Genomic DNA, 25,967 nt, shown 5'->3' with positions numbered 1-25,967 from the left:
CGGCCCGCACGGTTCTCAGGATGGTGTCAGGGGCGCGGCGACCGCACCGGTGCCCACCGCCCGCCATCTGCCACCCGTACGCACCTGCCCCAACTGGAATGCGCTGCCACGTGGACTGTCCCCCTTCCTTGGCCTCCTCAGCGCACTGCCATCCCTGTCCGCGGACGGCTACGGCCGTCTTCCCGGTCACCGGTCGGCCCGTGGGACGGCGACCGGGAGAGTCAGCAGCATGATGTGGGAGACGGCCTCCTCCTCGGCCGGCCGCCAGTGACCGACCTGGCGGTAGCCCCACGCGGCGTAGGCGGCGTGCGCCGGCGCCGCTTCCGCCTCCGGCCGCATCGCCAGCGTGACCCGCTCAACTCCCAGGCCCTCCAGCAGATGGGCATGCATCAGAGCCGCTATCCCCTGCCGCCGCCACTTGGTGCGGACCGCGAGTTCGACAATGCCCAGGGTGCGTTCGCCTGTCTCGGCCGTGAACTCCGGCGTCGTCTCCTCATCCATCGCCTTCCACCAACCGGTGTCGGGCGGGAGAGGGTATCCGAAGGCGTAGCCGATCGGCACGTCACCGCAGCGGGTGATGACGAGGCGGGCACGGGGAAGGAAGACCTCCTGCGCGAAGCGGTCCAGGAACTCGGCGATCTCCTTCACGCCTTCGCAGTACGGCGGTTCGACCCAGATCTCCTTGTACATCGGGAGCACGACATCGAGCTGCGCTGCGCACTCCAGCCCCTCCCACCGTTCCACCGTGACCGGCGGACACTCCATCCGCTTCCTCCCGTCTCCTGCCACCAACCGAAGCCGGCGTCGCCTAGATACCGTTCGGACCCACAGGTAGGGACCTGCGAGACCGATCACCAATGCAGACCCCGCCCCTGATACTGATGCCGCCCTGCGGTGCGGCGGGATAGCGGACAGACCGGCGGGACCCGACGCCCGGGCCGCCAGCCTTCGCGGTGGCGGGGCCGAGGACAGACCTGCGGTTACCAGCGCCGGGGCCGCCCTTCAACGTGGCCGGATGACGAACCACCCTGCGGGTGCCAACGCCCGGGCCGGTCTTCGCAGTGGGGGGACGACGAACAGACCTGCGGGTGCCGATGCTCGGACCGCCCGTCTTCAACGTGGTAGGGCGACGGACAGCACTGCGGCCGCCGACACTCGGGCCGCCCTTCGCCGCGGCGGCATGGCGGACAGATCGTCGGGTGCCGATGCCCGGGCCGCCGCCCTTCAGAACGGTGGGGCGGCGGGCGGCCGTACGTGAACCGACGCCAGGAGTGCCTTTGCACCGCCCGCCGACACTCGGGCCGTTCTTCGCCACGGCGGGATGACGGACAGACCTGCGGCCCCCGACGCCCGAGCCGACCTTCAAGGTGACGGAGCTGTACACGGGCCTTCGGGTACCGATGCCAGGAGTGCCGTTGCAGCGGCTGCCAATGCCGCCTCCACTACCCTTCAACGTCGCGGGACGGCGGACCGACCTGCGGGAACCCACGCCCGGGCCGGAGCCCTTCAGCGTGGACAGACGGTGGACAGATCGGCGGTTGCCAGCACCCGGGCCGTTCTTCGCCGCGGCGGGATGACGGACAGGCCTGCGGCCCCCGACGCCCGGAGTGTGCTTCGCGGTGGTGGCGTGGCGGACAGACCTGCGGGTGCCGGCGCCCGGACCGTGCTTCGCGGTGACGGGGCGACGGACAGACCTGCGGCTACCGATGCCCCCGCTACCGCTCTTCGAGGTGGCGGGGTAGTGAGTGGGTGTGCCCGGGGCAGGGGTCTCGGTGCCCACCTCAGGGTCCATAAGCGCGATCATGCGTGCGGTCCTTTCGACGTCGAAGCGGGTTCCAGCACTGCTGTGAACGTAGGCAGAGACAGATCAGCCGGGCTGCACCTCCCCGGGGTGGTGCAGCCCGGGTCAGCCGTGCGTGTGGGCGGTCAGGTCAGGAGTCCAGGACCGCGCCGCATCCCCGCCAGATGAACCGGTGGGAGCTGATCTCGTTCTCCACCTCGATACCGCTGGTGAAGTACTGCTGCTCAAGGGTGTCCATGTAGTTCTCGTTCGGCCCGATGCAGGTGTGGCCGCCCGCCCAGTCGGTCCCCGTGCCGTTGAAGAGCTGGACCCGCCTGGTGTCCGATGACTTGTAGGCGAGGGATTCCGCGGTGTTGGTGTCCCAGCCCTGGAAGGGGCCGGAGCTGTTGCCCCAGTCCGAGTCCCAGCTCGTTGTGGCGCCGAGTCGAGTGGTGCCGCAGTTCGCCCCGTTGTACGCGACGAAGGTGCCGGCGGGGATGGCGTTGTACGCGTTGTCGCAGGCGGTGGAGGCCTGCGCGTTCGTCGCCGGGACGACCGCTCCGAGGGCTGCCAGGCCGAGCGTCGCGGCGGTGGCCAGGACCTTGCGCATGACGGATCACTCCTTGTGGGTGGGTGCGATGTGAGGGGTCAGGCTGCCGAGCCGGTGATCTTCTCGGCCCGGGCCAGCGCGTCGAGGTTCATGCGCTGATGGGTGGCGACCGCATCGCCGTACCGGTCGAGCAGCTTCTCGCGGTACTCGGCTTCGAGCGCGCGGATCGTGCGGGTCAAGTGCGTCTGGCCGGCGCAGGTCGCCTCGGCGACCGCCAGGCGGACCTCCACGGCGAATGCCTTCTGCTCGTTCAGGCCCCGCGTGAGTTTCGGGAGCCCTTCGCGCGCCTTGGTCGGAGTGGCGTAGTCGTGCCCCGCAATCCGCATGCATACGGACCACTGCTCGACCGCGTCGGTGAACCGCCGGTTCTTGGCAAGGTCCGCCGCGTACAGGGGCGTCAGGTTCGTGGCCGTCTTCTCGGCCCGGAACCAGGTCTCGAAGTCCCCGTAGAGCCGGCCCCTGGCCTCGGTCAGACAGCTGTCGCGGGGGGTGCGGACGGTTCCGCCGGCGGGAAGTTCGGCCGTCAGCATGGCGCTCGACGGCGAACCCAGGAGCGCGTCGGTGTAGCGGGTACCCTCCTCGCGCGGGAGCGCGTTGGCGTATGCGCCGTTCGGGTCGTCGATCTTCTGGGCCTTCGCCTGCAGCCGGCTGCCGTAGCCGTTCCGCCGGGCCCAGCCGACATCCGTCAGGAAGGCGCCGTTGCCCTTCAGGTCGTCGACCGTCGGCAGGGGGCCGATCCGGTACGGGTAACCCTTGTCCGTCATGCACTCCTTGATGAGGAGCTGCTCGGCACGCCGTACGAGGACCTCCTCGGCGGCGGTCAGCTCCCGCCCCTGGCTCCTGGTGCTCTTGGCCGAGGTGTCCCGCTGTGGCTGAGCGGAACCCGACTGCTCGTCCGTGCCGGTGGTGCAGCCGACCGCAGTGGATATGACGATCAACGCGGCAGTGCATGCCGAAACGAACGCTCGCCTCATGGTGGTGCTCACTCCCCCGAGTTGTGGTGCGCGGTCCGTTGCGCCTCTTTTGCCGCTTGGGTATCTCTGACGCGAGCATGGCCAGCCAGACCCTTTCGGTCTCTGGCAAAAGCCCAGGCCACCAGTGGGAATCAAGTGCTCCGTATCCACTTCACCGACGCAGATCTGGCCCTGCGCCCGTGCCAGGCCGCACTCCACCGCCTTCGCCCGTACCTGGCGCACGCTGCTGCCCGACCCCCTGCGCGGCAACCGGCAGGGTCAGCAGCATGATGTGAGACACGGGCTGATCGTCTGCCGGCTGCCAGTGACCGACCTGCAGGTAGCCCCACGCGGCGTAGGCGGCGTGCGCCGGTGCCGCTTCCGGGTCGGGCCGCATCGCCAGCGTGACGCGCTCGACGCCCAGACCCTCCAACAGACGGTCGTGCATCCGGGCCGCGACCCCCTGGCGCCGCCAGTTGGCGCGTACCGCGAGTTCGACGATGCCCAGCGTCCGCTCACCGGTCTCCGCCGTGAACTCCGGCGTCGTGTCCCCGTCCATCGCCTTCCACCAGCCGGTGTCCGAAGGCAACGGGTAACCGAAGGCGTAGCCGATCGGCTGGTCGCCGCAGCGGGCCACGACGAGGCGGGCGCGGGGAAGGAAGACCTCCTGCACGAGCGGTCCAGGAACTCGGCGATCTCCTTCGTGTCCTCGCGGTACGGCGGATCGGCCCAGATCTCCTTGTACATCGGCAGCACGACATCGAGCTGCACGGCGCACTCCAGCCCTTCCCACCGCTCCACCGTGATCGGTGGGTGCCCCATCCGTTTCCTCCTGTCTGCGGTCGCCAGCCGGACCGGCGTCGGCTAGAGCCTGCTCGGACCGACAGGGATGGACCTGCGGGGCCGTTCGCCGATGCTGATGCCGCCCTGCGGTGCGGCGGGGTAGTGGACAAACCTACGGATGCGGGTGCCGATGCCGGGCCGCCGCCCATCGCGGTGGCGGGGCGTCGGACAGGCGTGCGGCTACCAACGCCCGGGCCGCCGGCCTTCGCGGTGGCGGGGCGCTGCACGGGCCTGCGGCCACCGATGCCCGGATGGCCGCCCTTCGCCGTGGCGGAATGGGGACAGACCGGCGGGTGCCGATGCCCGGATTGCCACCCTTCAGCGCGGCGGGCGGCGGACAGACCTCCGGGTACCGATGCTCGGGCCGCCCTTCGCAGTGGCGGAGCGGTGCACGAGCCTACGGCCTCCGACGCCAGAGCCACCCTTCACGGTGGCAGGACGGTGCACGGGCCTGCGGGTACCGACGGACGGGCCGGTCCCCTTCAGTGTGGCCAGGTGGAGAACGGGTGTACTCAGGGCGCAGACGGGGGCCTCGGCACCCACCTCAGGGTCCATGAGCGCGATCATGAGTGCCGTCCTTTCGGCTCAGGCCCGCGGGTACCGACGCCCGGAGTGTCAGTGGAGCGGGTACCGGTTGAAGGGCCGTTCTTCGCGGTAGCGGGGAAACGAACAAACCTGCGGGAACCGGTGGTCGGTCCGCCCTTCGCGTTGGCGGAGTGGCGGACCGACCCACGGGTACCGGTGCCCGGGGTGCCCTTGCAGCGGGTGCCCATGCCCGGACTGCCCTTCGCGGTGGCAGGACGATAGCTGGGCCTGCGGTTACCGGCGCCCGGGCCGCCGCCCTTCGCAGGGGCGGGGCGGCACACGGGCCTGCGGCCACCGATGCCGTGGCCGCCTTTACAACGACCTCCGATGCCCGTGCCGGCCTTCGCAGCGATGGGGTAGCGACCGCCAACGCCCGAACCGCTCTTCGCGGTGGCGGGGCGATGCACGGGCCTGCGGGTACCGGCGCCCGGAGTGACCTTCAACGTGGCGGGGCGCCGGACGGACCTGCGGGTGCCGATGCTCGGGCCGCCGGACTTCATCGTGACGGGGCGGAGAGCGGCTGTGCCCAGAGCAGGGGCGAGGGCCTCAGCACCCACCTCAGGGTCCATAGGCGTGATCATGCGTGCGATCCTTTCGACTCAGACCTGCGGTTGCCGGCGCCCGGAGTGCCTTTGCAGCGGGTGCCGACGCTCGGGCCGCCCTTCGCGATGGCGGGGCAACGAACAGACCTCCGGGTGCCCATGCCCGGACCGGATTTCAGTGTGGCCGGGTGGAGAGCAGGTGTACCCAGGGCACAGGCGAGGGCCTCGGCATCCACCTCGGGGTTCATGAGCGCGATCATGCGTGCGGTCCTTTCGACGTCGAAGCGTATTCCGGCACTGCTGCGAACGCAGGCAGCAGCAGATCAGCCGGGCTGCCCCTCCCTGGGGCACATGAGACGACGAGACGCCTCAGGCGGCCTTTTGCCTCGTTCCCTGCGTCCCCCTATCGGGGACGGCTCGCTCAGTTTCTTTTTGGATCAATGTCTGTCGCACAGGCAGAAGTACAGCGTCCGCGCACCGATTGCCCGGTCGTTCCTGCCAGCGGCCTGCACCGGCCAGGATGCTCAAAGGCGGGAATGCGCGACACCTATAACTTTCGAGGGTCTTCCAGGGCCCGGCTTCGCTGCCGGTCGGAAGCCGGCGAATTGTCCTTCTCGTACTCTGTCGAGCTGTGCGGTGTCCGTTGCCTCGTTCCCGCCGCGCCATCAAGACCGTCAGCAGGCCGCAAGACGTGCCTGGCTTCGTGATCCAGCCGCGTCGGCCGGATCACGAAGCGTGGGCGATGCCTCGTCTGCATCGATCACCACAATGAGCCGCTCAGTGTGCTTCATCAGCAGGTTCTCAGGCTTGCAGCAGCCTTGCCGGGTCAGGGCTCACAGGCCCGTCCAGCTCCCTGGATCACTACCCGGGGTACACGGTGTAGGCGTGGCAGTCCGCACAGCCCTTGATCAAGGCCTTCTTGAACTTGCCGTTGGGGCTGGTGCGCGTCACCGAGGTACTGTCGTGCGCCCAGTCCCCCCACGAGTCACCGTACATACGAAGCCAGACGTGGCCCTCACACCATCCGTCGTTGCCCTTGGCTGCGACGGCCTTCTTCTTGGTGAGAGTCATGGCGTAGTCGGTCTTGCAGGACCGCTCGTAGTGGAAGAAGCCGGGCTCCTTGGTGATGATCGTGTCCGTGCCGGCGGCGGACGCGGTGGTGGTGGTCAGCATCAAGGCCGCGGCAGCGGCGCCGAGGGCTGTGGCGACGCGCTTCCGTGTTGCGGTGATGGTCATGCGGGTTCCCCGTAGTCGTCGTGGGTGAGCGTGGTGGCGCTGCCCGGCACCAACCCGGTCCAAGGGCGGCAAGGACTGGCGCGGTGGCTGCCGAGAAGGCCCTCTCTGTTGTGCTCCACTCTGCGAGGCGGATCCTGCACCAACCTTGCAAGAACCTAGAATCCGCTGGTGGGCGTAGGCAATTGAACGCCCGACAGCCGGACCAGGCCGGTTGTCGAACGCGGGGGCACGGGGGCTTGTCATGGAGTTTCGACTGCTCGGTGGTATCGAGGCGCATGGGAGTGGCGAGCCGGTGGATCTCGGGCCGGCCCGCCAGCAGACCGTGCTGGCGGCCCTGCTGATGGACGTCAACCGCACGGTGGCAACAGATCAGCTGGTGTACCGGGTCTGGGGGGAGGACCCGGCGCGGCGGGCCAGGGACACTCTGTACAGCTACCTGTCCCGGCTGCGCGGTGTGCTGCCGCGCGCGGGCGTGGACATCAGTCGCAGATCGGGCGGTTACGCGGTTGTCACTGATGCGCTGGCGGTGGACGTGCACCGGTTCCGTCATCTGCTCGAGAAGGCGCACCGGGCGGCCGACGATCGGGCAGCAGCGGCCGCCTTCCAGGAAGCGCTGGCGGTGTGGCGGGGGACGCCGTTCGCCGGGGTGGACACTCCCTGGTTCAACGCGGCCCGGGAGGCCCTGAGTAGGGAGCGGCTGGCGGCTGAGCTGGACTGCGTGGATGTCCGGCTACGGCTGGGTGAGCACACCGTGCTGCTGCCGGCCCTGTCCGACCGCAGTGCCGCCCATCCGCTGGATGAACGGCTGGCGGCTCAGTACATGGTCGCCCTGTACCGGTGCGGCCGGCAGGCCGATGCGCTCGCCCACTACCGGCGTGTTCGTGCCACCCTCGCCCAGGAGTTGGGCATCGATCCGGGGACGGAACTGCAGCGGCTGCACCAGGCGATCCTCAGCGGCAGCCCTGAGCTGAACCCGCAGCCCGCCGCGCCACCGATCGCAGCGGCCCCCGTGCGGAACACGTCCGAGGTCGCCTGGACTGTCCAGTGCCAACTCCCCCTGGACGCCCCGGGGTTCGTCGGCCGCGCGGCGGTGATCCGGCGCCTGGAGGAGGAGCTGACCGCCGCCGCGACCGTGCCGGTCATCCTGTCCGGCTCGCCCGGGGTCGGCAAGACCGCCCTCGCGGTGCACCTCTGCCACCGGCTGAGGGCCGCTTTCCCCGATGGCCAGTGGTACGTACGCCTGTCCGGCACCGGCGACCGGCCGCGCGACCCGGCCGAGGTGCTCTCCGCGTTGCTGCGTACCTGCGGGCAGGAACCGCACACCATCCCCGAGCCTCTGGAGGACCGCGCAGCCGTGTTCCGCGGCCGACTGGCCGACCGCAAGGTTCTGCTCGTCTTGGACAACGCAGCCGACGCCGAGCAGGTCCGGCCACTGCTGCCCGGCACCACCGGCGTCGCGGTGCTCGTCACCAGCCGCTCCGACCTGCGCGGCCTGACGGCAAGCCATGCCGCCCGCACCACGCCGCTTGACGTGCTCGCCCCGGCCGAGGCCCGCGCGCTGCTGGCCAGCACCCTCGGTGCGCAGCGCGTCGGGGACGAGCCGGAAGCGGCCGAGCGCCTGGCCGAGCTGTGCGCCCGTCTGCCTCTGGCGCTGCGCATCGCCGCTGCCAACCTCGCCGCGCGGCCCGGCCGGTCACTCACCGGCTACGCAACCGAACTGGCCGCCGACGGACGGCTCACCAAGCTGTCCGTCACGGGGGATCGCCAGGCCGCCGTCCGGACCGCCTTCGACCACTCCTACGCCGCCCTGGAGCCGGACACGGCGCACCTGTTCGCCCTGCTCGGTCTGCACCCCGGCCCGGACTTCACCGCCGAGGCCGCCGCGGCCCTGATCGCCTCCCCGATCGGCGTCGCCGAGCGCCTCCTCGACCAGCTCACCACCGCCGGACTCGTGCAGCACACCGCATCAGACCGGTTCCAGTTCCACGACTTGCTGCGGCTGTACGCCGCCGAGCACGCCGCGGCCGACCCAGGCCAGGCAGCGGCCTGGCGGCGACTGTGCGACTGGTACCTCGCCACCGCCGACGCAGCCACCGCCTTCGGCTACACCGGCATCGTCCAACTTCCCCGTACGCGCGTTGAATCCACGCGCTTCGACGACCGGCATCAGGCCCTGGCCTGGCTGGAGAGCGAACGCGCCAACCTGGTTGCGGTCATCACCCACGCCGCCGAGGCCGGTCCGCACCGGATCGCCTGGCAGCTGGCCGACCAGCTACGCCCTTATTTCTACCGTCGGCGGCACCAGACCGAGTGGGAGGCGGCCATGACAGCCGGGCTACGCGCGGCCGAACACGAGGGCGAGGCGCTGGCTCAGGCGGCCATGCAGCACGGCTTCTTTCTCCTGCGCCAGCACGCCGGGGACATACAAGCCGCCCTCGAAGCCGTGCACCTCGCTCTGGAGGGCTATCGCCGCACAGGCTTCACCTCCGGCGAGGGCGCCATCCTGACCAACCTGGCACTCCACTACGGGCAGCGCGGCCAGATGCGCCACGCACTCGACTGGATGGAGAAGAGCATCGCCATCGCCCGCTCCCTCGGCCGGCCGATTCAGGTGGGCCGCGGGCTCAACATGGCGGGCTTGATCCATTCGTATCTCGGCGAGCTGGACCGGGCACTCGAGCGCACGACCGAGGCTATCGAGACCTATCTGAAGGCAGGGCACCAGTCCCTCACGATCAGTCCGCGGATCAACCGCGCCATCGCCCACCACGCCCTGGGGCAGTACGAGGAGGCACTGGCCGACGGCACCGAGGCGCTACGCCTCTGCCACAGCCATCAGCAGCGGCACAGTGTGGCCGGTGCCCACGAACTCCTCGCCCGGGTTTACCGCGACACCGGGCAGACCGACCTCGCCTACACACACGCTGAGCAGGCGCTGCAAAGAGCCCGAGAAACAGGAGACCCGGCCAACGAGACCGACAGCCTGATCACCCTCGGTAGCCTGCACCGGCTCCGCTGTCGCTTGGACCTGGCCTTGGCACGCCTGGAAGAAGCCCTGACGATCACCTGCCGCTGCGACTTCCGCCACCAGGAGGCCGAGGTCAACGCCCAACTCGCCCACGCCCACCTCGCCTCCGGCTCCGCACCCACCGCGACACACCACGCCCACCAAGCGCTGGCCCTCGCCCGCGCCCTGGACCTACGCCCCGCAGAACACCGCGCCCTGACAGCCCTCGCCGCGATCGCCCACACCACCGGCACCCCCGCCGAGGCCGCCGACCACACCGCGCAGGCCCAGCGGATCCAGAACGAGACCCGCTACCACCCCTCTCCCGCCGACGAACCCCAGGTGACACACTTCCCGGGGCCCGCGGCCACAGGCTCCGGGAGCTGATCAGGGTCCGTGCCGGACGCAGCCGGACGCTGAGGTGAAGACCTCCCGCAGTTGATCGTCAGGCTGCGGGGGGGTCGGCGGTGATCTGTTGGCGAATTCCTCGACGATGATCACGTCGGTTCCCCCAGACTCGTGTCTGGGGGAACCGGTATGGATCTCCCCAGCGATCTGAGCCCCAGCCAGGTCCGTTCCGGCCTCGCCGCGCTGAAGGACCAGGCCGCGGAGAAGGGCTGGCCCCCGCTGACGTGGAACAGGGCGACGGGCTACCAGCTCGGCGCCGAGCGGGACGTGCTGGAGGAATACGAACGGGCGGTGGTCAGGGAGAAGCTGACCGAGTTCCGCCGGTTCATCACCGGCACCGTCGCCCCGCACGCCGCCGCCCACCCGGGCGACAAGTGGATCAAGCACATCGTCGCGCAGCTCAACTCGATCGAGTCCACCCTCGACCTCATCGCCAGCTCTTGATCTGCGGCGGGACCGCCCTGCGAGCGGCCCCGCCGCGCTCGTTCGAAGGCACCCGCCATGCGCCCACGCCGCTACCCCTCGGCCACCACCAACGCCGAATGGGCCCTGCTCGAAGGACTGCTGCCCACACCGGCCTGCGAGACCAGCAAGGGCGGCCGGCCGGAGAAGCATCCCCGCCGCCAGATCGTCGACGCCATCCGCTACGTCGTGGACACCGGCTGCAAGGGGTCTGATGCAGGTTCGGGTGACAGGTGCGGTCACGCGGCCCGGAGAGCCGACGTGGTCATGACGGTCTCGAATTCGACGGGGGTCAACCGGCCGAGCGAGGCTTGTCGGCGGCGCCGGTGATAGGTCCGCTCGATCCAGGACACGATCGCGATCCGCAGTTCCTCGCGGGTGGCCCAGCTCCGGCGGTCGAGGACGTTCTTCTGTAACAGGCTGAAGAAGGGCTCCATGGCCGCGTTGTCGCCGGCAGCTCCAACCCTCCCTATCGATCCCGCCATCCGGTGGCGGTCGAGCGCCCGGACGAACTTCCGGGAGCGGAACTGCGAACCGCGATCGCTGTGCAGAATGCAACCGTCGACGTCTCCGCGCCGGGCCACGGCGTTGTCCAGGGCGGTCACGGCCAGGCGGGACTTCATCCGCTCGTCGATGGAGTAGCCCACGATCCTGTTGCTGAAGGCGTCCTTGATCGCGCAGAGATAGAGCTTGCCTTCGCCGGTGGCGTGCTCGGTGATGTCGGCGAGCCACAGCCGGTTCGCACAGGTCGCGGTGAAGTCCCGGCGGACGAGGTCGTCGTGCACCGGCGGGCCGGCCTTCTTGCCCTTGCCGCGCTTCTTGCCGAACACGCTCCACCAGCGGTTGTCCCGGCAGATCCGTCATGCAGTCCGGTCCGCCATCACGGCCCCGGCGCTACGCGCTTCGTCGGCCAGGAAGCGGTAGCCGAACTCCGGATCGTCACGGTGCGCGTCGAACAGCGCGTTCGCGCGATACGCCTCCTCCAGCATGGCGTCGGTCACCGGCTGGTCCAGCCAGCGGTAGTAGGGCTGTCTGGCGAGCTTCAGCACCCGGCACGTCACCGTGACGGGCACCCCGTCCCTGGTCAGCTCCTTCACGAGCGGGTAGATCCTTTTCCCGGCAGATGGGCCTGCGACAGATAGGCCGCGGCCCGCCGCAGGACCTCGTTCTCCTGCTCCAGCAGCTTGATCCGCCGACGCGCTTGCCGAAGCTCTGCGCTCTCCTGGCTGGTCGTTCCGGGCTTGGTCCCGTCGTCGATGTCCGCGCGACGCATCCACTTCCACAACGTCATCGGATGGACTCCGAAATCGGTGGCCACCTGCTCGACCGTCACACCCGGCCCGCGGTTCCTCGCGACACGCACGACGTCCTGACGGAACTCCTCCGGATAAGGCTTGGGCACAGCGACATCCTTCCCACCCACCCCACAGGGCAAGCCAGTTCAGATGTCACCCGATCGTGCGGCAGAACCGCCTCGAGCCGCTGCACGGTCCGGGACAGCGTGGCGGGGCTGATGTGAAAGATGCAGGACCACGACCAGTACCGGCTCTTCCTGCACCTCGCAGAGACGCTCAACTCCCGCACCGCTGCGGACTGCAGTCGACGACCTCAGCGGGCACCTGCGGGTGTTCGCCTCCGTCACGGCTTGCGGGAGCCTGTTGCCCGACCTGCTCACTCCGCTCCGCACCACGCACCCGCGCGTACGCATCTCCTTACGTACCGGGGACGCCGCCTCTGCCCTCGCCCTCCTCGACCAAGGCGAGACTGACCTCGCCGTCGCAGCCCTCCCCGACCGCATCCCCGCCACCCTGCTCACTCGGCAGATCACGCACACCCCGCTCGTCCTCATCCAGGCCGCAGCCCTGACCGCCGAGCAGGCACCTGACCTCAACAAGCCCTTCGTCCTGCCCCGTCAAGGACTCGTCCGCACCGCCGCCGACCATTGGTTTCGAAGCCTGGGTATCCATCCGCACATCGCCGCCGAGGCCGACGGTCACGAGGCCCTGCTCACCCTGGTCGCCCTCGGCTACGGCACAGGAATCATCCCCGACCTCGTGCTGCAGCACAGCGGCGTCCGCACCAGACTTCGACAGCTGCCAACCCCCTCCGGCCCCGGCCAACTCGCCATCGGGATCTGCATCCGACGGGCCGACCTGCATCGCCCCCTTATCGCCGCCGCCTGGGCAGAAACCCGGCCTGATCAAAGCAACCGGTCCGAGCATGCGGCGCCGTCGTAGAGAGAATCAAAAACACCTGCAGAGCCCTACCCCATGGCAAGCCACGGCCTCGGGGTCGCCGTACGGAGATCCCGAGGCCGTGGCGCGAGTGATACGCGTGCTGCTCGGTCGTGGGGAGGACGACCGGGAGCGGTGTCACGCGTGGAGGTGGAGGACGACGTTGATGCAGCCCTCGATCCGCTCGTCGAACTCGTCGATCTTGTCGTATGCCATCGGCGCCCGGTCGAGCGGCAGCTCGTGCGAGACACCGAAGCCCGGCTGCACGCGGCCTTCGGTGATCAGGTCACGCAGGTGACGGTTGCAGTGCTTGACGTTGCACTGGCCAGCTCCCATCCACAGACGCTATTTCGAACTTGCGTCCGGCCGAAACCATCAGCATGCCCTGCTCGGCCGACTCCTCCGGTCCCGCCCGGCCGCGCGGGACGTACAGACCCGGCACGCCCAGAACACCCGTCGACCGGACCGTCTCGACCAGCGAGTTCAGTACGGCCGCCGGCTCCTGGCGATCCTCGCCGTGCGCGTGTGCCTGGTAGCCCACGGCGTCGATGCCTTTGGCCGTACCCTCGCCCGCCGTCTGCTCGCGGAGCGGATCCGCTCCACCGGATTGCCCTCGGCGAAGTCGATCGGTACGGCGCTGATCTCTTCGGCCTTCCGCAGCCGCTCGGTGACCCGGTCGACCACGACCACCTTGCTCAACCTTGCCCGCTCCACGGATGGCAGCGGCACTGTGTCCTCGGGTGAGGTGATGATGATGTCCGCTCGGGCTACGCCCTTGCCGGGGCCGGGTCAGGTGCCCGTCGCCGGCTGCGCCGTCTCGGTCGCGTGGGAGGCTATGGCACCCAGCCCCAACCCCGGCCCGGGCGTCGACGGCGGCCCGCGCGGCGGCGAGGGCTTCGGTCGGCTCGCCGGTGAGCTGGGCCAGGCTCGGCTTCGGGCGAAGCAGGGCGAGCACGGCGTCGTTGACCACCATCGGGTGTGGGTGGCACCGGTGCCGTCCGGTCTCACAGCCCTGCGCGGGCGTGGAGCGCGCACTGAAGGCCCGGACCGCGGAGGCGGCGGCCCAGCAAGCCGCCGGTACGGCGACGAGGGGCACCCGGTGTCACGCCGGGCGCCCCTCGCGGGTGCTCAGGGGCGGGCGCCGGGCTTGTTGACGACGCCCCAGGCAGCGCGGGCGCTGACGATCTTCCCGTCGTTACGGGTCTGCCCGAGGTAGGCGTAGCTTTCGGGATCGAAGAAGATCTCCTGCTTGCCCTGCCAGCCCGAGGGCGTCTTCTCGGCGTAGGTCACGCTCACGCCGATCGCCGCGCGGCCGAGCGGGTCCTTCACACCGGTCGCCACCCGGGCCCCGGGGATCTTCGCGAGAGCCCGGAACAGGCCCGCCTGGACGTTCGGCGGGATCAGCACCGACCGGTACAGGACGTCGATCTCCCGCCAGTCTCGCTGTGCGCGCGTCTCTCCCTTGATGGAGCCGATGGCGTGCTCTTGGCGGATGCGCTTCATCATGCGGCCCGGGTCGCTCGGCAGGCTGGCCAGGAAGCGGTAGAACTGCCGCTGGGAACGGTCGTCGTAGCCCTCCTCCTTCCATCTGGCCTCCTGGTTGGGGCCGTACCAGACCTGGAGCTCGTCCGGGTCGAAGTCCGAGATGTCACCGGCCGGGGGGATGCCGGGCAGACTGGCGTGCCCGGTGCCGTCCCAGCGGGACCACTCCTCGCTGCTTTGCGGCTTGCCCTGGACGAAGACGGTGCTCTTGTCGTACACCCACTGCTTCGGGCCGGGTTCGGTACCGTCGTGCTTCTCCACGGTCGCGGCGGCCAGTTCGAGGGCGTCGGCGGAGGCGCCCGCCGACAGCACCCGGGGGCCCTGCCCCGCGGAGGCGCGGGTGCCGTCCTCGGGCAGGGTCGCGACGATCCCCGCGGCCATGGCGAGGGCCCCTGCGGCGGCGCCGGCCAGGATCATCCGGCGGTTGGGAAAGGCGGCGCGCCCGCGGCGGGTCTCCTGCCGGAATGCCGCGGTGAGCCGGGTCCGCGGCGCGGCGAGCCGGTCGACGTCAGGAAGGGGTACGTCGTCGCGCAGCCCGCTCAATGCGGAGAGTTCGTTCATGCGGGGTCACCTTCGTGGATACGAGCTTCGAGGAGGGGTCCGCCGGCCGCGCCGGTTGCGGCGCGCAGCTTGCGGCGGGCGCGGTTCAGGCGGGAGCGGACGGTGCCGACGGGAATGTCGAGGGCCTCGGCGATCTCCTGGTAGCCGAGGTCGGCCCAGGCGAAGAGCAGCAGGACATGCCGGTCACCCGCGGACAGACGGGCCAGCGCCCCGGCCAGTGGGCGGACAGCGGCCTCGGCAGCGAGGCGGTCGTCTGCGGAATCGGTCCAGCTGTCGGCGACCGGGTCATGGCCGGTACGGGCGAGCAGGTTCAGCGCCTTGACCTCCTGCCGGCGGTGCCGGCCGATCTGCTTGGCGGCAATGCCGTACAGCCAGGGCCGCACCCCTGCACGGGACGGGTCGAACCGGGCCCGTATCCGAAAGGCCGTCAAAAAGGTCTCGGCGGTGACGTCATCGGCCACGTCCCGGCCGAGCCGCCGGGCCACGTACTGGTGGATCGTCGGGGCGTGACGGTCGAAGAGCGCCCCGAAATGCTCAGGTTCCTCAAGTGAGGCCGCGATGAGCTCGGCGTCGCCGCCGGCCAGATCGGTCACAGTCAGTCCGTCCGTTGGTGGGGTCGATGGGTGTCAGGGAAGTGGTGGGTGTTCACACCTGTACTTGCCAGATCACGGCGAACAGGTTCACGCCGCCACCTCAGGCGCCGTACGCCCACGGGGCCTCCCACAGCACGGCCAGCACCCCTCCCACCCCGCCCCCGCCCACACACATTGCGCACAGCCGCCGTGATGTGCCGGACCCGGTCGGCCAGGACCCAACTCAGGCCCCTCCACGCCGCCACGGACCGCGGGCGGCCACGCCGGACACCAGCGCCACTCCCCCATCACTCCATCCCGCCCCCACCTCACCTCACCTCCGAGGTGACATACCGACGGAACCTCCGGCAGTACGTCAACTCCCCGGCGTACGGCGGGATCGTCAACCATGCATCAATGCGTGGTGCCCTCTGCTCAGGGATCCTCTGCTGACACTCACGGCGGGTCCCTTCTGCTGTCCGATCCGGGGAACGTCAGGGTCACGGCGCCGCCCGCCTGGTGGCCCCGGCGCCGCAGCAGCGCGAGCCGGACCGCGGCGTCGAGGAGCGTGGCGCGGACTTCGGCACCGTCCAGGGTGTGCCGGAGGAAGGCGGAGCGGACGGTGGTGGAGGCGGGCAGGCAACGGGGGGGGGACAATTGGGCGGGGGCGAGAGGGCGATGGCGCGGGCGCGGTCGGCCGTCGTGCGGCCCGCCCGGCCGCCCAGCAGGCGCCGGACGGTGGCGGGCGGGAGCACGGTCAGCATGGCGACGCCGTGCGCGCCGTAGTCGTGCAAGACCTGCGCCTGGCGCGGCCCGATGCCATGGAGCGCCTCGATCGGCAAGCCGGCAGGACGGGCAGCTCTTGTGTGGCCGGCGTCCAGCAATCGAGGCGGCGCCGGCCGTGCCTCCTCGTCCGGCGCCCGCTCGTCCTCGAGCCATTCCCTTGACCCCGATTACCGGGCCAACGCCTTCTCGATCGCCGCTGCGTCCGCAGCCTCCGCCGCCCAGGCCACGTATCCGTCGGGCCGTACCAGGACGGTCGTCCGGCGGTCGCTCGCCCAGCCCTTGACGGTCAGCCACCCCTCGCGGACACCGGGGCCTTCGTACGCCCCAGGCGTGATCAGTACGAACCGGCCGCCGCGCAGCGCCTCGTAGAGCCGGCCCTCCTCCAGGGCAACGTCCGGGAGGCGGGTGCCGGTGAGGCGGTGGGCGCCGCGGGGGGCGGGGTAGGCGTAGCCGATCCCGGTGATCTGGCCCAGGGCCCTGCGCTGAAGGGGCGGGGCCATGTCGATGAAGGCTGAGACCAAGGTGCGGACGGCACGCAGCAGCGGATTCCGCGCGCGGGCCAGCCGGACCAGTCCGCCACTGCTGCGCAGCACGGCCCTGCCGATCGGGTGGCGCTCGGCCTCGTAGCTGTCGAGGAGCCCTTCGGGCGCCCGGCCCTGGAGGATCGCGGCGAGCTTCCAGCTCAGGTTGGCGGCGTCCTGGAGGCCGGTGTTCATGCCCTGCCCACCGGCCGGAGAGTGGATGTGCGCGGCGTCCCCGGCGAGGAAGACCCGCCCGACCCGGTAGTGCGGTGCCTGGCGCTCGTCACTGTGGAAGCGGGAGAGCCAGCGGGCGTCGTGCATGCCGTAGTCGGTGCCCATGGCACGGCGGGTGATCTCCTTGACCTCGTCGAGGTCGAGCGGGGCGTCGTCGGAGACCTCGTTGCGGCGGTTCCAGCCCATGACCCGGTACCAGCCGTCGCCGAAGGAGGCGATCATCGCGAAGGCGTCGCCGCGGCCGTTGACGGTGAGGACGCCCTCGGGCTTCGCGGCCAGCCGGACATCGGCCAGGATCAGCGACTTGATGACCGAGACACCGGGGAAGTCCAGGCCGATCGCCTCCCGGACGGCGCTGCGGTGACCGTCGGCGCCGACGACGTAGGCCGCCCTGCGGGTGACGACCGGTCCGTCCGCGCCGCGCACGTCGAGGTCGACGCCCTCGTCGTCCTGGCGCAGCCCCACGACCTCGCTCTCGTACGCGAACTCCACCCCAGCCTCCCGGGCCCGCCGCTCCAGGAGCCGCTCGACCTCGTACTGCGGGGTGATGAGCAGGAACGGGAAGCGCGAGGGCAGCGTGCTCAGATCGAGGGAGAGGCGGCGGAAGAGCCGCAGGCCGGTGATGGTGTCGCCGGTGGTGAGGAGTTCGTCAGCGAGGCCGCGGGCGTCGAGCTGCTCCAGGGTGCGGGCGTGCACCCCGAAGGCGCGGGAGAGGTTGCTGATCTTGCGTGGCCGCTTCTCGACGAGCGTGACGGTGACGCCGGCTGTGGCGAGGTCACCGGCGAGGAGCAGGCCGGTGGGGCCGGAGCCGACGACGATCACGGTGCGGTGGGTGGCGGTGCCGTTCATGGTGGCCTCCTGTTGCCAGCGCTTGCTTGCCATCGACTGCTCGCCAACGAATGTTGGCCAACGCTTGTTGGTAAACGTAGCGAGGCACTGGAGCGGGTGTCAACGACTGTTGGCAAACAAGTGTTGGCGAACGCTTGTTGACCTACGATCGTTGGCCTACGCTTGTTGGCATGAACGGCAGCGAGAGCACCCCGTCGGTACCCGGCTCCGGCGCCCCCCGCCGCTCCGACGCCACCCGCGGCGCGATCCTCGCGGCGGCCCGCGAACGCTTCGCGACCGACGGCTACGAGCGGGCCACCATCCGCGCCATCGCCAAGGACGCGAGCATCGATCCGTCGATGGTGATGCGCTACTACGGGAACAAGGAGGGCCTCTTCGCCGCGGCCGTCGCCATCGACCTGCGACTGCCGGACGTGAGCGGGACGGACCGCCGGCAGGAGGCGGGGCGGATCCTCGTCGAGCACTTCCTCGACATGTGGGAGAACAACGAGGTCCTCACCGCCCTGCTGCGGGTCGGCGTGACCAACCAGGCCGGGGCTGAGCGCATGCGGGGCATCCTGCGGGACCAGCTGTTGCCGGTCACCCAGCAGGTGTGCCCTGACCCCGAGCAGGTCCCGGCACGGGCGGCACTCATGGCGTCGCAGCTACTGGGGCTGGCGCTCATGCGATACGTCCTGCGGATACCCCCAGCGACGGGGCTGGCGCGGGCAGAGATCGCGGCATGGCTGGCACCGACGATCCAGCGGTACCTGACCGCGCCGAGTCCCTGAGACCTTGCCTGGCGTCGGCGGCCCGCTCGACCAGGTCGAAGATTGAGCGGGCCGGGCAGTGTGCCGAGGTGCTCGTGAAGTCACGTCCAGAAGCGGGCCGTGCGCCCAAGCTCGCCACGGATACCGGGACACCAGCACCGCCTGACCACAGCCACACACCAAACAGATCAGCCCAGGCTGGGCCTGTGCCGGAAGGCGTTTGAGATCTGCCGTGTCGCAGGGCACAGGTGGTCGGTGGTCGTCGCATCGGACGTGAGTGGTGCTGGGGACCAATACCCGTCGGCATTACACCTCGGCCATACCCGTCGCACCTGACCGACAAGCAGTGGGCGTTGGTCGCGACGCCGTTTGCCGGATCGGCAACGGGAGTGGCAAACCGCGATTCGGTGGGCGCCCGTGGGCCCGTGACCGACGACACCACAGCAGGATCGCCCGCATCCAGCAGCCCATCGCCTACCGACGGATACGTCGGCGACCCCGCGATGCGGACGGAATGGGACAACCGTCACGCCGACCGGCACCAACTGTGGAGCGGCCGCCCCAACGGCGCCCTCGTGGCCGAGGTCGCCGGGCTCACACCCGGGCGCGTTCTCGACGTCGGATGCCGGGAAGGCGCGGACGCCATCCGGCTCGCGCGCGATGGCTGGGACGTGACCGCGCTTGATGTCTCGGGCGTGGCGCTGGAGCGAGCAGCCAGGCACGCGCGGGACGCCGGCGTCGTCGTTCAGTTCGACCTGGTATCCGCGCAGTACCCGGCCCTGCTGCGCACCCCCGACGCCGCGGCCGAGCGTGCGCTCCTCACAGCCGTGGCGCCCGGCGGCGTTCTACTTCTCGTGCATCACGCCGGGACGGACACCCAGCACGCGCACGAGAGCGGCTTCGACCCGGCCGACTACGTCTGGCCCTCGATGGTCGCCGATCTCCTCGACGACGACTGGGAGGCAGAGGCGGACGAGCAACGGCCGCGCGTGGCACCTGAAGGTGGGGCCGGCACGCACCACACCGACGACCTGGTACTGCGGGCGCGCCGGCTGCGTTGAGACCTCGATGGGACCGGCGTCCACCGCGGGCGCGTTGCGCCGCGCCACGAAGCAGAAGAATTGGTAACCGAACAGGCCGCAGACGGCGAGCGTCCAGGTCCCGCGGGGCACTCGTGGACGAGCGCTCCGCCGCCGCGCAGCGGCCGGGGCAGTCCGAGCACGCCACCCACCGTGAACGCCATCGCGGTGAGCTGGAACGGCGGAATCCGCCCGGTGAGCGTGGCGAACAGGGCAAGCGACGCCCACAGCAGTACGGCCCCGGCGCCGATTGCGGTGGCCCTGAGCTGGTGCGCCGGGTTCGGCGCAGCGTCGTGCGCCCTCTCCGGCGCCGCGGCGCCGGCTCGCGCGTCCCGAGCGTTCACATGTCCTCCAGCTCACCGCCGGCGTATGACGGTCCGTCAACCTGTGACCACACAGGGGCATCGCAGGAGGCGCATCGCGTGGCCCCGCGCTTTCCGGTCAGCGGGCGGTCCGGGCCGATGTGGAGGCGTCGGATTCGGCACTCGAGCTCGCCCGCTCCTTCAGGGCGCGGTGTCACGTGCCCGGCCGCAGCCGCTGTGGCTGGACTGGACGGCTCCGACGGTATGAGCGACAACGGCCCCTGGCAGGAGGAAGAAGGCCATCGCCTCGACGTACACGCGGCCTGCTGCGGCGCACGCAGCGCGAGGCACGAGCTGCGCCGCAGCCTCGAACGCGCGCCTCGTGAACGCCTGGCTGCCCTCGGTGAGCTGCCCGCGGATCTTCTGTCACCGTGTCGGGACTTTGGGCGGCACAGTGGAAACGGTGGACGTTCTGGCGCCGTGGTGGGGCGACGCGCCGCTGGTGAGCGGTGTTGTGGCGGGGGCTTCACGGCGGCGGGAGGTGATGGGCCGGTGGCGCACGGGCCGTGGACGTACCGGTGGCGACGGCCGCGTTCTGGTGGGGGCTGCCCGGGATGGCCCTGCTCGCCGGAATCGTCGCCGTGATCGCGCTGCTGGAGTTCGGCGCGCAGACCCGGCTGCCTAGCATCGACAGAGCGGTACCCGCCGACGGGACAGGATTGATCATCGCCGCCGCCGACGGCAAACTGAGCCGCACCGCTCACGCCTACGCCGCCGCCCGCCCGGGTGCACAGCCTCGTCACCGCACCACCGCACCCGCCGCTGAACCACCGCACTCGAGAGCCACGGCCCCGCTTTCAAGATCGTCTGGGCCCTGCTGCCGCCGCTCCTCGCATCGTCGAGGCATGTCTCCTGCTTGGAAGGGTGACCTGCGTGAGGACGGCCGGCCGGTCAAGAGCGGACGTTCGCTCGGACCGCGTCCTGGATGGGCGTCGACCCGGCGTTGAGTTCGAGGATCTGCCGGCCGATCCGGGGCTCGTGGAGCAGTTCGGCGAGGGTGGCGGCGACATCGTCGCGAGTGATCTCACCGTGAAGCTCTGCCGGGCCGAGGGACACGGTGCCGGTTCCCGGGCCGTCGAGAAGGAGTGAGGGACGGAGGATCAGCCAGTTCAGATCGCTGCGGCTGAGTTCCACGTCTGCGCCCTTCTTCACGGCGAAGTAGTACTCGACCTCCTCGCCGAGGTCGCGTTCCCTCCATGATTCCGGGAGCACCGACACCAGCACGAAGCGCTCCACGCCGGCGATGCGGGCAGCTTTGATCGCTTTGACGACCCCGTCGCCGTCGATCGCCGTCGTGACTTCCCTGCTGCCACCATTCGATCCGGCACTGAACACGATCACGTCGACGTCACCGAATGACGCCGCGAGTTGGTCCACCGTCATGCGGGAGAGATCACCGACTCGTGTGCTCACGCCTTGGGTTGCGAGGTCAGCCTGCTGGTCCTCTCGCCGAACCAGCCCGTGGACGGCGTCTCCCCGAGCGCGCAGTCTCTGCGCAAGCAGGCCACCGATACCGCCGGTGATGCCGATGATGAAGATCTTCACGTCGGATGCTCCGTTCTCTCGATGCGGCTCTTCGGCTCCGCCGTCAGACCGGCGCCTCCATGGTCAACAAGCCGTGTCCGCTCGGCTCTTCCAGGCATGCAGGACTGATCGTTGCGGCCAGGGCTGCTCCCGGCAGCCGCACCCGCGGACTCGCGGCCAAGCGGCGAAGGTGCACGCAGGGCCCTGCACAGCACGCTGTGAGGAAGCCGAGCACTCGGGCGTGACCGCTGCAACCGGTGAGCCCGTACCAGCGGCCCTTCCCCAGAGCGAGGGCCCGGCCTGACGGCTTCCCCTTGCTTGCTGTCGGGATCAGAGCCTCTTGACACCCCAGAAGGCGGCGACCAGCACGACGATCACGGCCACCACCAGCCATACCGCCAGGCCGACACGACGCATCCACGGGCTCACACCTTCCTGATGCCCCTGGGCCACGTGCACCACACCACCATGCTGGTGAAAAGGCGCAGGACGGGGAGGAGGGTCCGTTGAGGTCGCCGGAATCCCGTGTCAAGGGGCAGGCAGTCGATCATTCCAACGGGCCCTCCGGTAGCGTCGGGGTATGAGTCATCCGCACCCCAACCTGAAGGCCGCCCCGCCCCTGCCTGCCGGAGGCTTGAGAGTCGTCGCCCTCGGCGGCCTGGGCGAGATCGGCCGCAACATGACCGTCTTCGAGCACGCCGGCAAACTGCTCATCGTGGACTGCGGGGTGCTGTTCCCTGAGGAGAACCAGCCCGGCGTGGACGTGATCCTGCCGGACTTCACCTCGATCAGGGACCGCCTCGACGATATCGTGGCCATCGTCCTCACCCACGGCCACGAAGACCACATCGGCGGCGTGCCCTATCTGCTGCGGGAGCGGTCGGACATTCCCGTCGTCGGCTCGAAGCTCACCCTGGCCTTCCTGGAGGCCAAGCTCAAGGAACACGGGATCAGGCCCCGCTCGGTGCGTGTACGCGAGGGCGACCGGCGTGGTTTCGGTCCCTTCGACTGCGAGTTCGTGGCCGTCAACCACTCCATCCCGGACAGCCTCGCGGTGGCCCTGCGCACCTCAGCCGGGCTGGTGCTGCACACCGGCGATTTCAAGATGGACCAGTTCCCGCTGGACGACCGGATCACCGACCTGCGTGCCTTCGCCCGGCTCGGCGAGGAGGGGGTGGATCTGTTCCTCACCGACTCCACCAACGCCGAGGTCCCCGGCTTCACCACCTCCGAACGCGAGCTGAACCCCGCGATCGAGCAGGTGATGCGCACGGCGCCGCGGCGGGTGATCGTCTCCAGCTTCGCCAGCCACGTGCACCGCATCCAGCAGGTCCTGGACGCCGCCCATGCGCACGGCCGCAAGGTGGCCTTCGTGGGCCGTTCGATGGTCCGCAACATGGGCATCGCCCGCGACCTGGGCTATCTCAAGGTTCCGTCCGGCCTGGTCGTGAATGCCAAGGAGCTGGAGAAGCTGCCGGACCACCGGGTCACCCTGGTGTGCACGGGCTCCCAGGGCGAACCCATGGCGGCACTGTCCAGGATGGCCAACCGTGACCACCAGATCCGCATCGGCAAGGGCGACACCGTCCTGCTCGCCAGTTCCCTCATCCCCGGCAACGAGAACGCCATCTACCGGGTGATCAACGGCCTGACCCGGTGGGGCGCCAACGTCGTCCACAAGGGGAACGCCAAGGTGCACGTCTCCGGCCACGCCAGCGCCGGGGAGCTCGTCTACTGCTACAACATCGTCCGCCCCCGTAACGTCATGCCCGTCCACGGCGAGTTCCGTCACCTGCGGGCCAACGCCGACCTCGCCATCCGCACCGGCGTCGACCCCGAGCGGGTCGTCATCGCCGAGGACGGTGTCGTCGTCGACCTCGTCGACGGCCGCGCCGCCATCACCGGCAAGGTGCCCGCGGGCAACGTCTACGTGGACGGGATGGAGGTCGGGGGCGCGACGGAGGCCTCCCTGAAGGACCGCCTCACCCTGGCCGAGGAAGGCGTCGTCACCGTCGTGGCCATCGTCGACGCCGACACCGGCGCCCTGGCCGAGGCTCCGGACTTCCTGGCCCGCGGCTTCGTCCACGACGAGACCACCTTCGAGCCCGTCATCCCCGTCATCGAGAAGACGTTGGCCAACGCCGCCCAAGAGGGTGTCGGCGACGCTCACCAGCTCGAACAGCTCATCGCCCGGGCCGTGGCCAACTGGGCGTTCCGCACCCACCGTCGCAGGCCGCTGGTCATCCCGGTCATCATCGACGCCTGAGCCGGAACGCCATCACGCAAGTCGCCACCCCACGGCCAGGCGCAGACGAGGAGCACGACGGAGCGCGCGCTTCGAGGTGATCAACTGGCAGTCGACACCGATCGTGAGGTCAGTCTGCGCCGGTGCCGCGACCCCGTGTCGGGAGACGACGTGTACGAGGTGAGATTCTCCGACGCGTGCCTGATGTCCGGCCTCTTCACCGCCGGTGAGACCGCCCTCGCGGAACTCGCACCGGCCGAGCCTGCCGGACACCGAACTGGATGCCGCCGTCGGCGGCCTGGGGCTCGGCTACACCGCCCAGGCGGCACTGGACGACCTCCGGGTGCGTTCGCTGACCGTGATCGACGGGCCGGCGGAGTCATCGGCTGGCAGTGAGGGGCACCGGGGGGCCTGGTGCCCCCCTGTGCCCCCGTGCCCCTGGTGCCCCGGCTGAGATCGGACGCTCGCTGCAGGCTGTGGCAGGGTGACTTCTTCGCACCGGCCACCGACTCCGGGGGGTCGGACCCGAAGGATCGGGGACGCCGCCGCTTCCACGTCGTCCTGCTCGACGTCGACCACTCGCCGCGCCATGGACTCCATCCTCGGCAGGCGGCGCTCTGCCGGCCGCCGGCTCCGCGCCCTCGCCGGCCACCTCTGCCCCGGCGGGGTCTTCGCTCCATCGCGCTGACGCAGGTCTTCGCCGGCGCTGCACCTACTGCACCGGCTCGAGTTCCGCCGCCTTCTGTAGACCCGCCATGGGGACGGCCCTCGCACCCGGCTCGTAGTGCCGGACCATCGCGGGCGGTTCCGTGACACCCGTAGAATGCCCGGATGCCCAAACCGATACGGTCGAGGCGTCGCACGTGGCTCGCTGGGTGGGTGTTGTTGTGCGGGGTAGGCATCGCCGCCACCGCCTGGCTGAACGCCGCCTCGGCACCGGACCCGCGGCCCGAGGCGCCCGTCAGCCCCGAGTGCGCCGAGTACATCGCGGACATAGAGACGCAGTTGGCGAAGGCCAAGCAACAAGACAAGGACGACGGCGTGCTGGCCTTCTCACGGAGCAAGGTCGGCGCAGAAGACTGCAGCGATGAGATCCGCGACCACTTCGGTGGCGATCGGTGAGCTGCGCCGTCGAGGGCGAGCAGCGGCGGCGCAGCGGCGGCGGCTGTGGCGGCGGCTGTGGACGGTCACGTGGGGGTGCGTTCGGGGGCCAACGTGCCTGAAAGGCGGTGGGAACCGCCGCCCTGAGCGGAGGCCACGCGGTTTCATATGACACTTGCGAGCCAGCTCCGCGATCATTGGCCGATGACCACGAGACCCGACCTTCTCAGTCTGAGCGTCTCGTGCCCTCCATCCGTCTCGCTTGGGCCGGGTGCGGCGTGGAGGAGTGCTGTGGCGTGCTGTACATGACGGTCGCGGCACATGGGGACCATGTTGGCTGGGCGGGTTGGCGCGACGTGGCCAATCAGGACTTCGACCTGCCGGAGCTTCGGTTCACGGCAGGTCAGTACGAGGCCGAGGTCCTGTGAGCCGGGGAGGACCGCAGTTGGGAGTGGCCGGCAGGAGCGGTTGCGCGGCTGCTTGAGGCGGGGCTGCGGGGACGCGGGACTGGCTCGTCAGATGGGACTGCGAGTTGGAAGGCGTCTGGACCTCCCGCAAGGAACCCGATCGAATTCAGGTCGCCCTGAGCCATCCCCGTAACCGGCCCGATGCAGATCTGCCCTGGCTTCAGTTCGGGACGACCTTCCCGATCTCCGCGGACGTCCCATCGGTCCAAGCCGAGCGCCTTGAAGCGCGGTTGACCGCAGGCGATCCCCGTGCCACCGCCGAGGTCTGGGGTGGTTCGCATGATGCCGGCAACTGGGTTACCCATGGCCGCCGGTCGACCCGCTGTTCATGTGAACGGCAGGCCGTTTGAACGCGTACCTGCGTTCCCGCCCTTACCGCCGGTGCGCCCCAAACTCGTCGACGTCGTCAGTGGCGGCGTCAGCTCCGTCTACGGCCGCCCGCCCTGTTCGCCAGGGTGAGCACCGCCTCGGCCGCGCTTCGACGGCAGATCTTCGCCCACCACTGACCCGCTGATCCGCTGGCCCGCTGATCCACTGCTCCATTGATCCACTGATCCACTGATCCACTGATCCGGGACGACCGTCCGTCCGGCCGGTGTCGTGCCGAGGAGTTCGGGCAGGCATACCCGAGCCTCTCGGGAACACGCCATGCCGGCGGCAAAGCTTCGTGGTCCGTCATCGGCGTCCCCTACCCTGCCCCTTGTCGACTGGAGGG

The 25,967-nt window shown here is 70.0% G+C and carries 19 protein-coding genes and 3 pseudogenes; 9 read left to right on the top strand and 13 right to left on the bottom strand.

All coding sequences use genetic code 11. The annotated features are described in order from the left end of the window. Positions 1-186 precede the first annotated feature (186 nt). The 5 genes from A4E84_RS39810 to A4E84_RS39790 all read right to left on the bottom strand — a co-directional run bounded on the left by A4E84_RS39810 (position 187) and on the right by A4E84_RS39790 (position 6,549). Positions 187-765 carry a GNAT family N-acetyltransferase gene (locus tag A4E84_RS39810; RefSeq protein WP_062924632.1) on the bottom strand — a complete coding sequence of 193 codons (579 nt, stop codon included), beginning with the start codon at positions 763-765 and terminating at the stop codon, positions 187-189. Positions 766-1,931: 1,166 nt separating this feature from the next. Continuing rightward, positions 1,932-2,390 carry a hypothetical protein gene (locus A4E84_RS39805; RefSeq protein ID WP_062924633.1) on the bottom strand — a complete coding sequence of 153 codons (459 nt, stop codon included), beginning with the start codon at positions 2,388-2,390 and terminating at the stop codon, positions 1,932-1,934. Positions 2,391-2,428: 38 nt separating this feature from the next. Next, positions 2,429-3,328 (bottom strand): hypothetical protein, encoded by a 900-nt coding sequence (locus A4E84_RS39800; protein ID WP_237305102.1) that lies wholly within the window; start codon positions 3,326-3,328, stop codon positions 2,429-2,431. A 187-nt stretch (positions 3,329-3,515) separates the two neighbouring features. Further along, positions 3,516-4,016, bottom strand: coding sequence for a GNAT family N-acetyltransferase (locus tag A4E84_RS39795; protein ID WP_237305101.1), 501 nt, complete (start codon positions 4,014-4,016; stop codon positions 3,516-3,518). A 2,158-nt stretch (positions 4,017-6,174) separates the two neighbouring features. Beyond that, on the bottom strand, positions 6,175-6,549 hold the full coding sequence (locus tag A4E84_RS39790) for a hypothetical protein (RefSeq protein WP_062931192.1): 375 nt from the start codon (positions 6,547-6,549) through the stop codon (positions 6,175-6,177). A gap of 241 nt (positions 6,550-6,790) precedes the next feature. Here A4E84_RS39790 and A4E84_RS39785 point away from each other — a divergent pair, with 241 nt between their 5' ends. The 3 genes and pseudogenes from A4E84_RS39785 to A4E84_RS42745 all read left to right on the top strand — a co-directional run. Continuing rightward, positions 6,791-9,943, top strand: a complete 3,153-nt coding sequence (locus A4E84_RS39785; RefSeq protein WP_062931191.1) for an AfsR/SARP family transcriptional regulator — start codon at positions 6,791-6,793, stop codon at positions 9,941-9,943. A 150-nt stretch (positions 9,944-10,093) separates the two neighbouring features. Continuing rightward, positions 10,094-10,408 (top strand): hypothetical protein, encoded by a 315-nt coding sequence (locus tag A4E84_RS39780; protein WP_062931190.1) that lies wholly within the window; start codon positions 10,094-10,096, stop codon positions 10,406-10,408. 57 nt (positions 10,409-10,465) lie between these two features. Then, positions 10,466-10,633 (top strand): annotated as a pseudogene (locus A4E84_RS42745) (transposase); the annotation flags it as partial. Positions 10,634-10,665: 32 nt separating this feature from the next. On the opposite strand, the pseudogene A4E84_RS42740 reads toward A4E84_RS42745, so the two are convergent. Beyond that, a pseudogene (locus A4E84_RS42740) lies at positions 10,666-11,828 on the bottom strand (IS3 family transposase). A 184-nt stretch (positions 11,829-12,012) separates the two neighbouring features. Between A4E84_RS42740 and A4E84_RS39765 the strand changes: the two are divergent. Further along, positions 12,013-12,663, top strand: a complete 651-nt coding sequence (locus tag A4E84_RS39765; protein ID WP_418082279.1) for a LysR substrate-binding domain-containing protein — start codon at positions 12,013-12,015, stop codon at positions 12,661-12,663. 135 nt (positions 12,664-12,798) lie between these two features. Here A4E84_RS39765 and A4E84_RS45105 read toward each other — a convergent pair. From A4E84_RS45105 to A4E84_RS39735, 5 genes and pseudogenes are all read right to left on the bottom strand, one after another. After that, positions 12,799-13,353: pseudogene (locus tag A4E84_RS45105) on the bottom strand (MDR/zinc-dependent alcohol dehydrogenase-like family protein); the annotation flags it as partial. A 435-nt stretch (positions 13,354-13,788) separates the two neighbouring features. Next, on the bottom strand, positions 13,789-14,763 hold the full coding sequence (locus A4E84_RS39750) for a CU044_5270 family protein (RefSeq protein WP_062931186.1): 975 nt from the start codon (positions 14,761-14,763) through the stop codon (positions 13,789-13,791). Beyond that, positions 14,760-15,356, bottom strand: a complete 597-nt coding sequence (locus A4E84_RS39745) for an RNA polymerase sigma factor (RefSeq protein WP_062931185.1) — start codon at positions 15,354-15,356, stop codon at positions 14,760-14,762. The genes A4E84_RS39750 and A4E84_RS39745 overlap by 4 nt, the downstream gene beginning before the upstream one ends. Positions 15,357-15,791: 435 nt before the next feature. Further along, a complete protein-coding gene (locus tag A4E84_RS43180) occupies positions 15,792-15,992 on the bottom strand; it encodes a hypothetical protein (RefSeq protein ID WP_159029679.1) in 201 nt (66 codons plus the stop codon). A gap of 296 nt (positions 15,993-16,288) precedes the next feature. After that, positions 16,289-17,725 carry an FAD-dependent monooxygenase gene (locus A4E84_RS39735; protein ID WP_062931183.1) on the bottom strand — a complete coding sequence of 479 codons (1,437 nt, stop codon included), beginning with the start codon at positions 17,723-17,725 and terminating at the stop codon, positions 16,289-16,291. Between the two features lie 170 nt (positions 17,726-17,895). On the opposite strand from A4E84_RS39735, the gene A4E84_RS39730 reads away from it, so the two are divergent. Then, complete coding sequence (locus A4E84_RS39730; RefSeq protein ID WP_062931182.1) at positions 17,896-18,495, top strand: TetR/AcrR family transcriptional regulator; 600 nt, start codon at positions 17,896-17,898, stop codon at positions 18,493-18,495. 404 nt (positions 18,496-18,899) lie between these two features. Continuing rightward, positions 18,900-19,535, top strand: coding sequence for a class I SAM-dependent methyltransferase (locus A4E84_RS39725; RefSeq protein ID WP_062931840.1), 636 nt, complete (start codon positions 18,900-18,902; stop codon positions 19,533-19,535). 1,271 nt (positions 19,536-20,806) lie between these two features. On the opposite strand, the gene A4E84_RS39720 is transcribed toward A4E84_RS39725, so the two are convergent. Together A4E84_RS39720 and A4E84_RS45320 are read right to left on the bottom strand one after the other, a co-directional pair. Next, positions 20,807-21,460 (bottom strand): NAD(P)H-binding protein, encoded by a 654-nt coding sequence (locus A4E84_RS39720; protein WP_062931181.1) that lies wholly within the window; start codon positions 21,458-21,460, stop codon positions 20,807-20,809. Positions 21,461-21,769: 309 nt separating this feature from the next. Then, entirely contained in the window at positions 21,770-21,901 is a 132-nt protein-coding gene (locus A4E84_RS45320) for a hypothetical protein (protein WP_257784364.1), read from the bottom strand. Positions 21,902-22,019: 118 nt separating this feature from the next. Between A4E84_RS45320 and A4E84_RS39715 the strand changes: the two genes are divergently transcribed. The 3 genes from A4E84_RS39715 to A4E84_RS45315 all read left to right on the top strand — a co-directional run bounded on the left by A4E84_RS39715 (position 22,020) and on the right by A4E84_RS45315 (position 25,213). Further along, positions 22,020-23,705, top strand: a complete 1,686-nt coding sequence (locus tag A4E84_RS39715; RefSeq protein WP_062931180.1) for a ribonuclease J — start codon at positions 22,020-22,022, stop codon at positions 23,703-23,705. A gap of 810 nt (positions 23,706-24,515) precedes the next feature. Beyond that, positions 24,516-24,806: a hypothetical protein gene (locus A4E84_RS39710; RefSeq protein WP_062931179.1), complete on the top strand. Its 291-nt coding sequence runs from the start codon at positions 24,516-24,518 to the stop codon at positions 24,804-24,806. 275 nt (positions 24,807-25,081) lie between these two features. After that, positions 25,082-25,213 carry a hypothetical protein gene (locus tag A4E84_RS45315; RefSeq protein WP_257784363.1) on the top strand — a complete coding sequence of 44 codons (132 nt, stop codon included), beginning with the start codon at positions 25,082-25,084 and terminating at the stop codon, positions 25,211-25,213. Positions 25,214-25,967 lie beyond the last annotated feature (754 nt).

The organism is Streptomyces qaidamensis, from assembly GCF_001611795.1.
GTDB classification, from domain to species: domain Bacteria; phylum Actinomycetota; class Actinomycetes; order Streptomycetales; family Streptomycetaceae; genus Streptomyces; species Streptomyces qaidamensis.
The sequence above is the reverse complement of the archived record's forward strand: the minus strand, read 5'-3'. Positions and strand labels throughout refer to the sequence as shown.

Excerpts from the sequence above, each read along its gene's own strand:
- A4E84_RS39750 (WP_062931186.1), bottom strand. The coding sequence starts at position 14,763 with ATGAACGAACTCTCCGCATTGAGCGGGCTGCGCGACGACGTACCCCTT.
- A4E84_RS39710 (WP_062931179.1), top strand. The coding sequence starts at position 24,516 with ATGCCCAAACCGATACGGTCGAGGCGTCGCACGTGGCTCGCTGGGTGG.
- A4E84_RS39790 (WP_062931192.1), bottom strand. The coding sequence starts at position 6,549 with ATGACCATCACCGCAACACGGAAGCGCGTCGCCACAGCCCTCGGCGCC.
- A4E84_RS39785 (WP_062931191.1), top strand. The coding sequence starts at position 6,791 with ATGGAGTTTCGACTGCTCGGTGGTATCGAGGCGCATGGGAGTGGCGAG.
- A4E84_RS39730 (WP_062931182.1), top strand. The coding sequence starts at position 17,896 with ATGAACGGCAGCGAGAGCACCCCGTCGGTACCCGGCTCCGGCGCCCCC.
- A4E84_RS39715 (WP_062931180.1), top strand. The coding sequence starts at position 22,020 with ATGAGTCATCCGCACCCCAACCTGAAGGCCGCCCCGCCCCTGCCTGCC.
- A4E84_RS39735 (WP_062931183.1), bottom strand. The coding sequence starts at position 17,725 with ATGAACGGCACCGCCACCCACCGCACCGTGATCGTCGTCGGCTCCGGC.
- A4E84_RS39810 (WP_062924632.1), bottom strand. The coding sequence starts at position 765 with ATGGAGTGTCCGCCGGTCACGGTGGAACGGTGGGAGGGGCTGGAGTGC.
- A4E84_RS39780 (WP_062931190.1), top strand. The coding sequence starts at position 10,094 with ATGGATCTCCCCAGCGATCTGAGCCCCAGCCAGGTCCGTTCCGGCCTC.
- A4E84_RS39805 (WP_062924633.1), bottom strand. The coding sequence starts at position 2,390 with ATGCGCAAGGTCCTGGCCACCGCCGCGACGCTCGGCCTGGCAGCCCTC.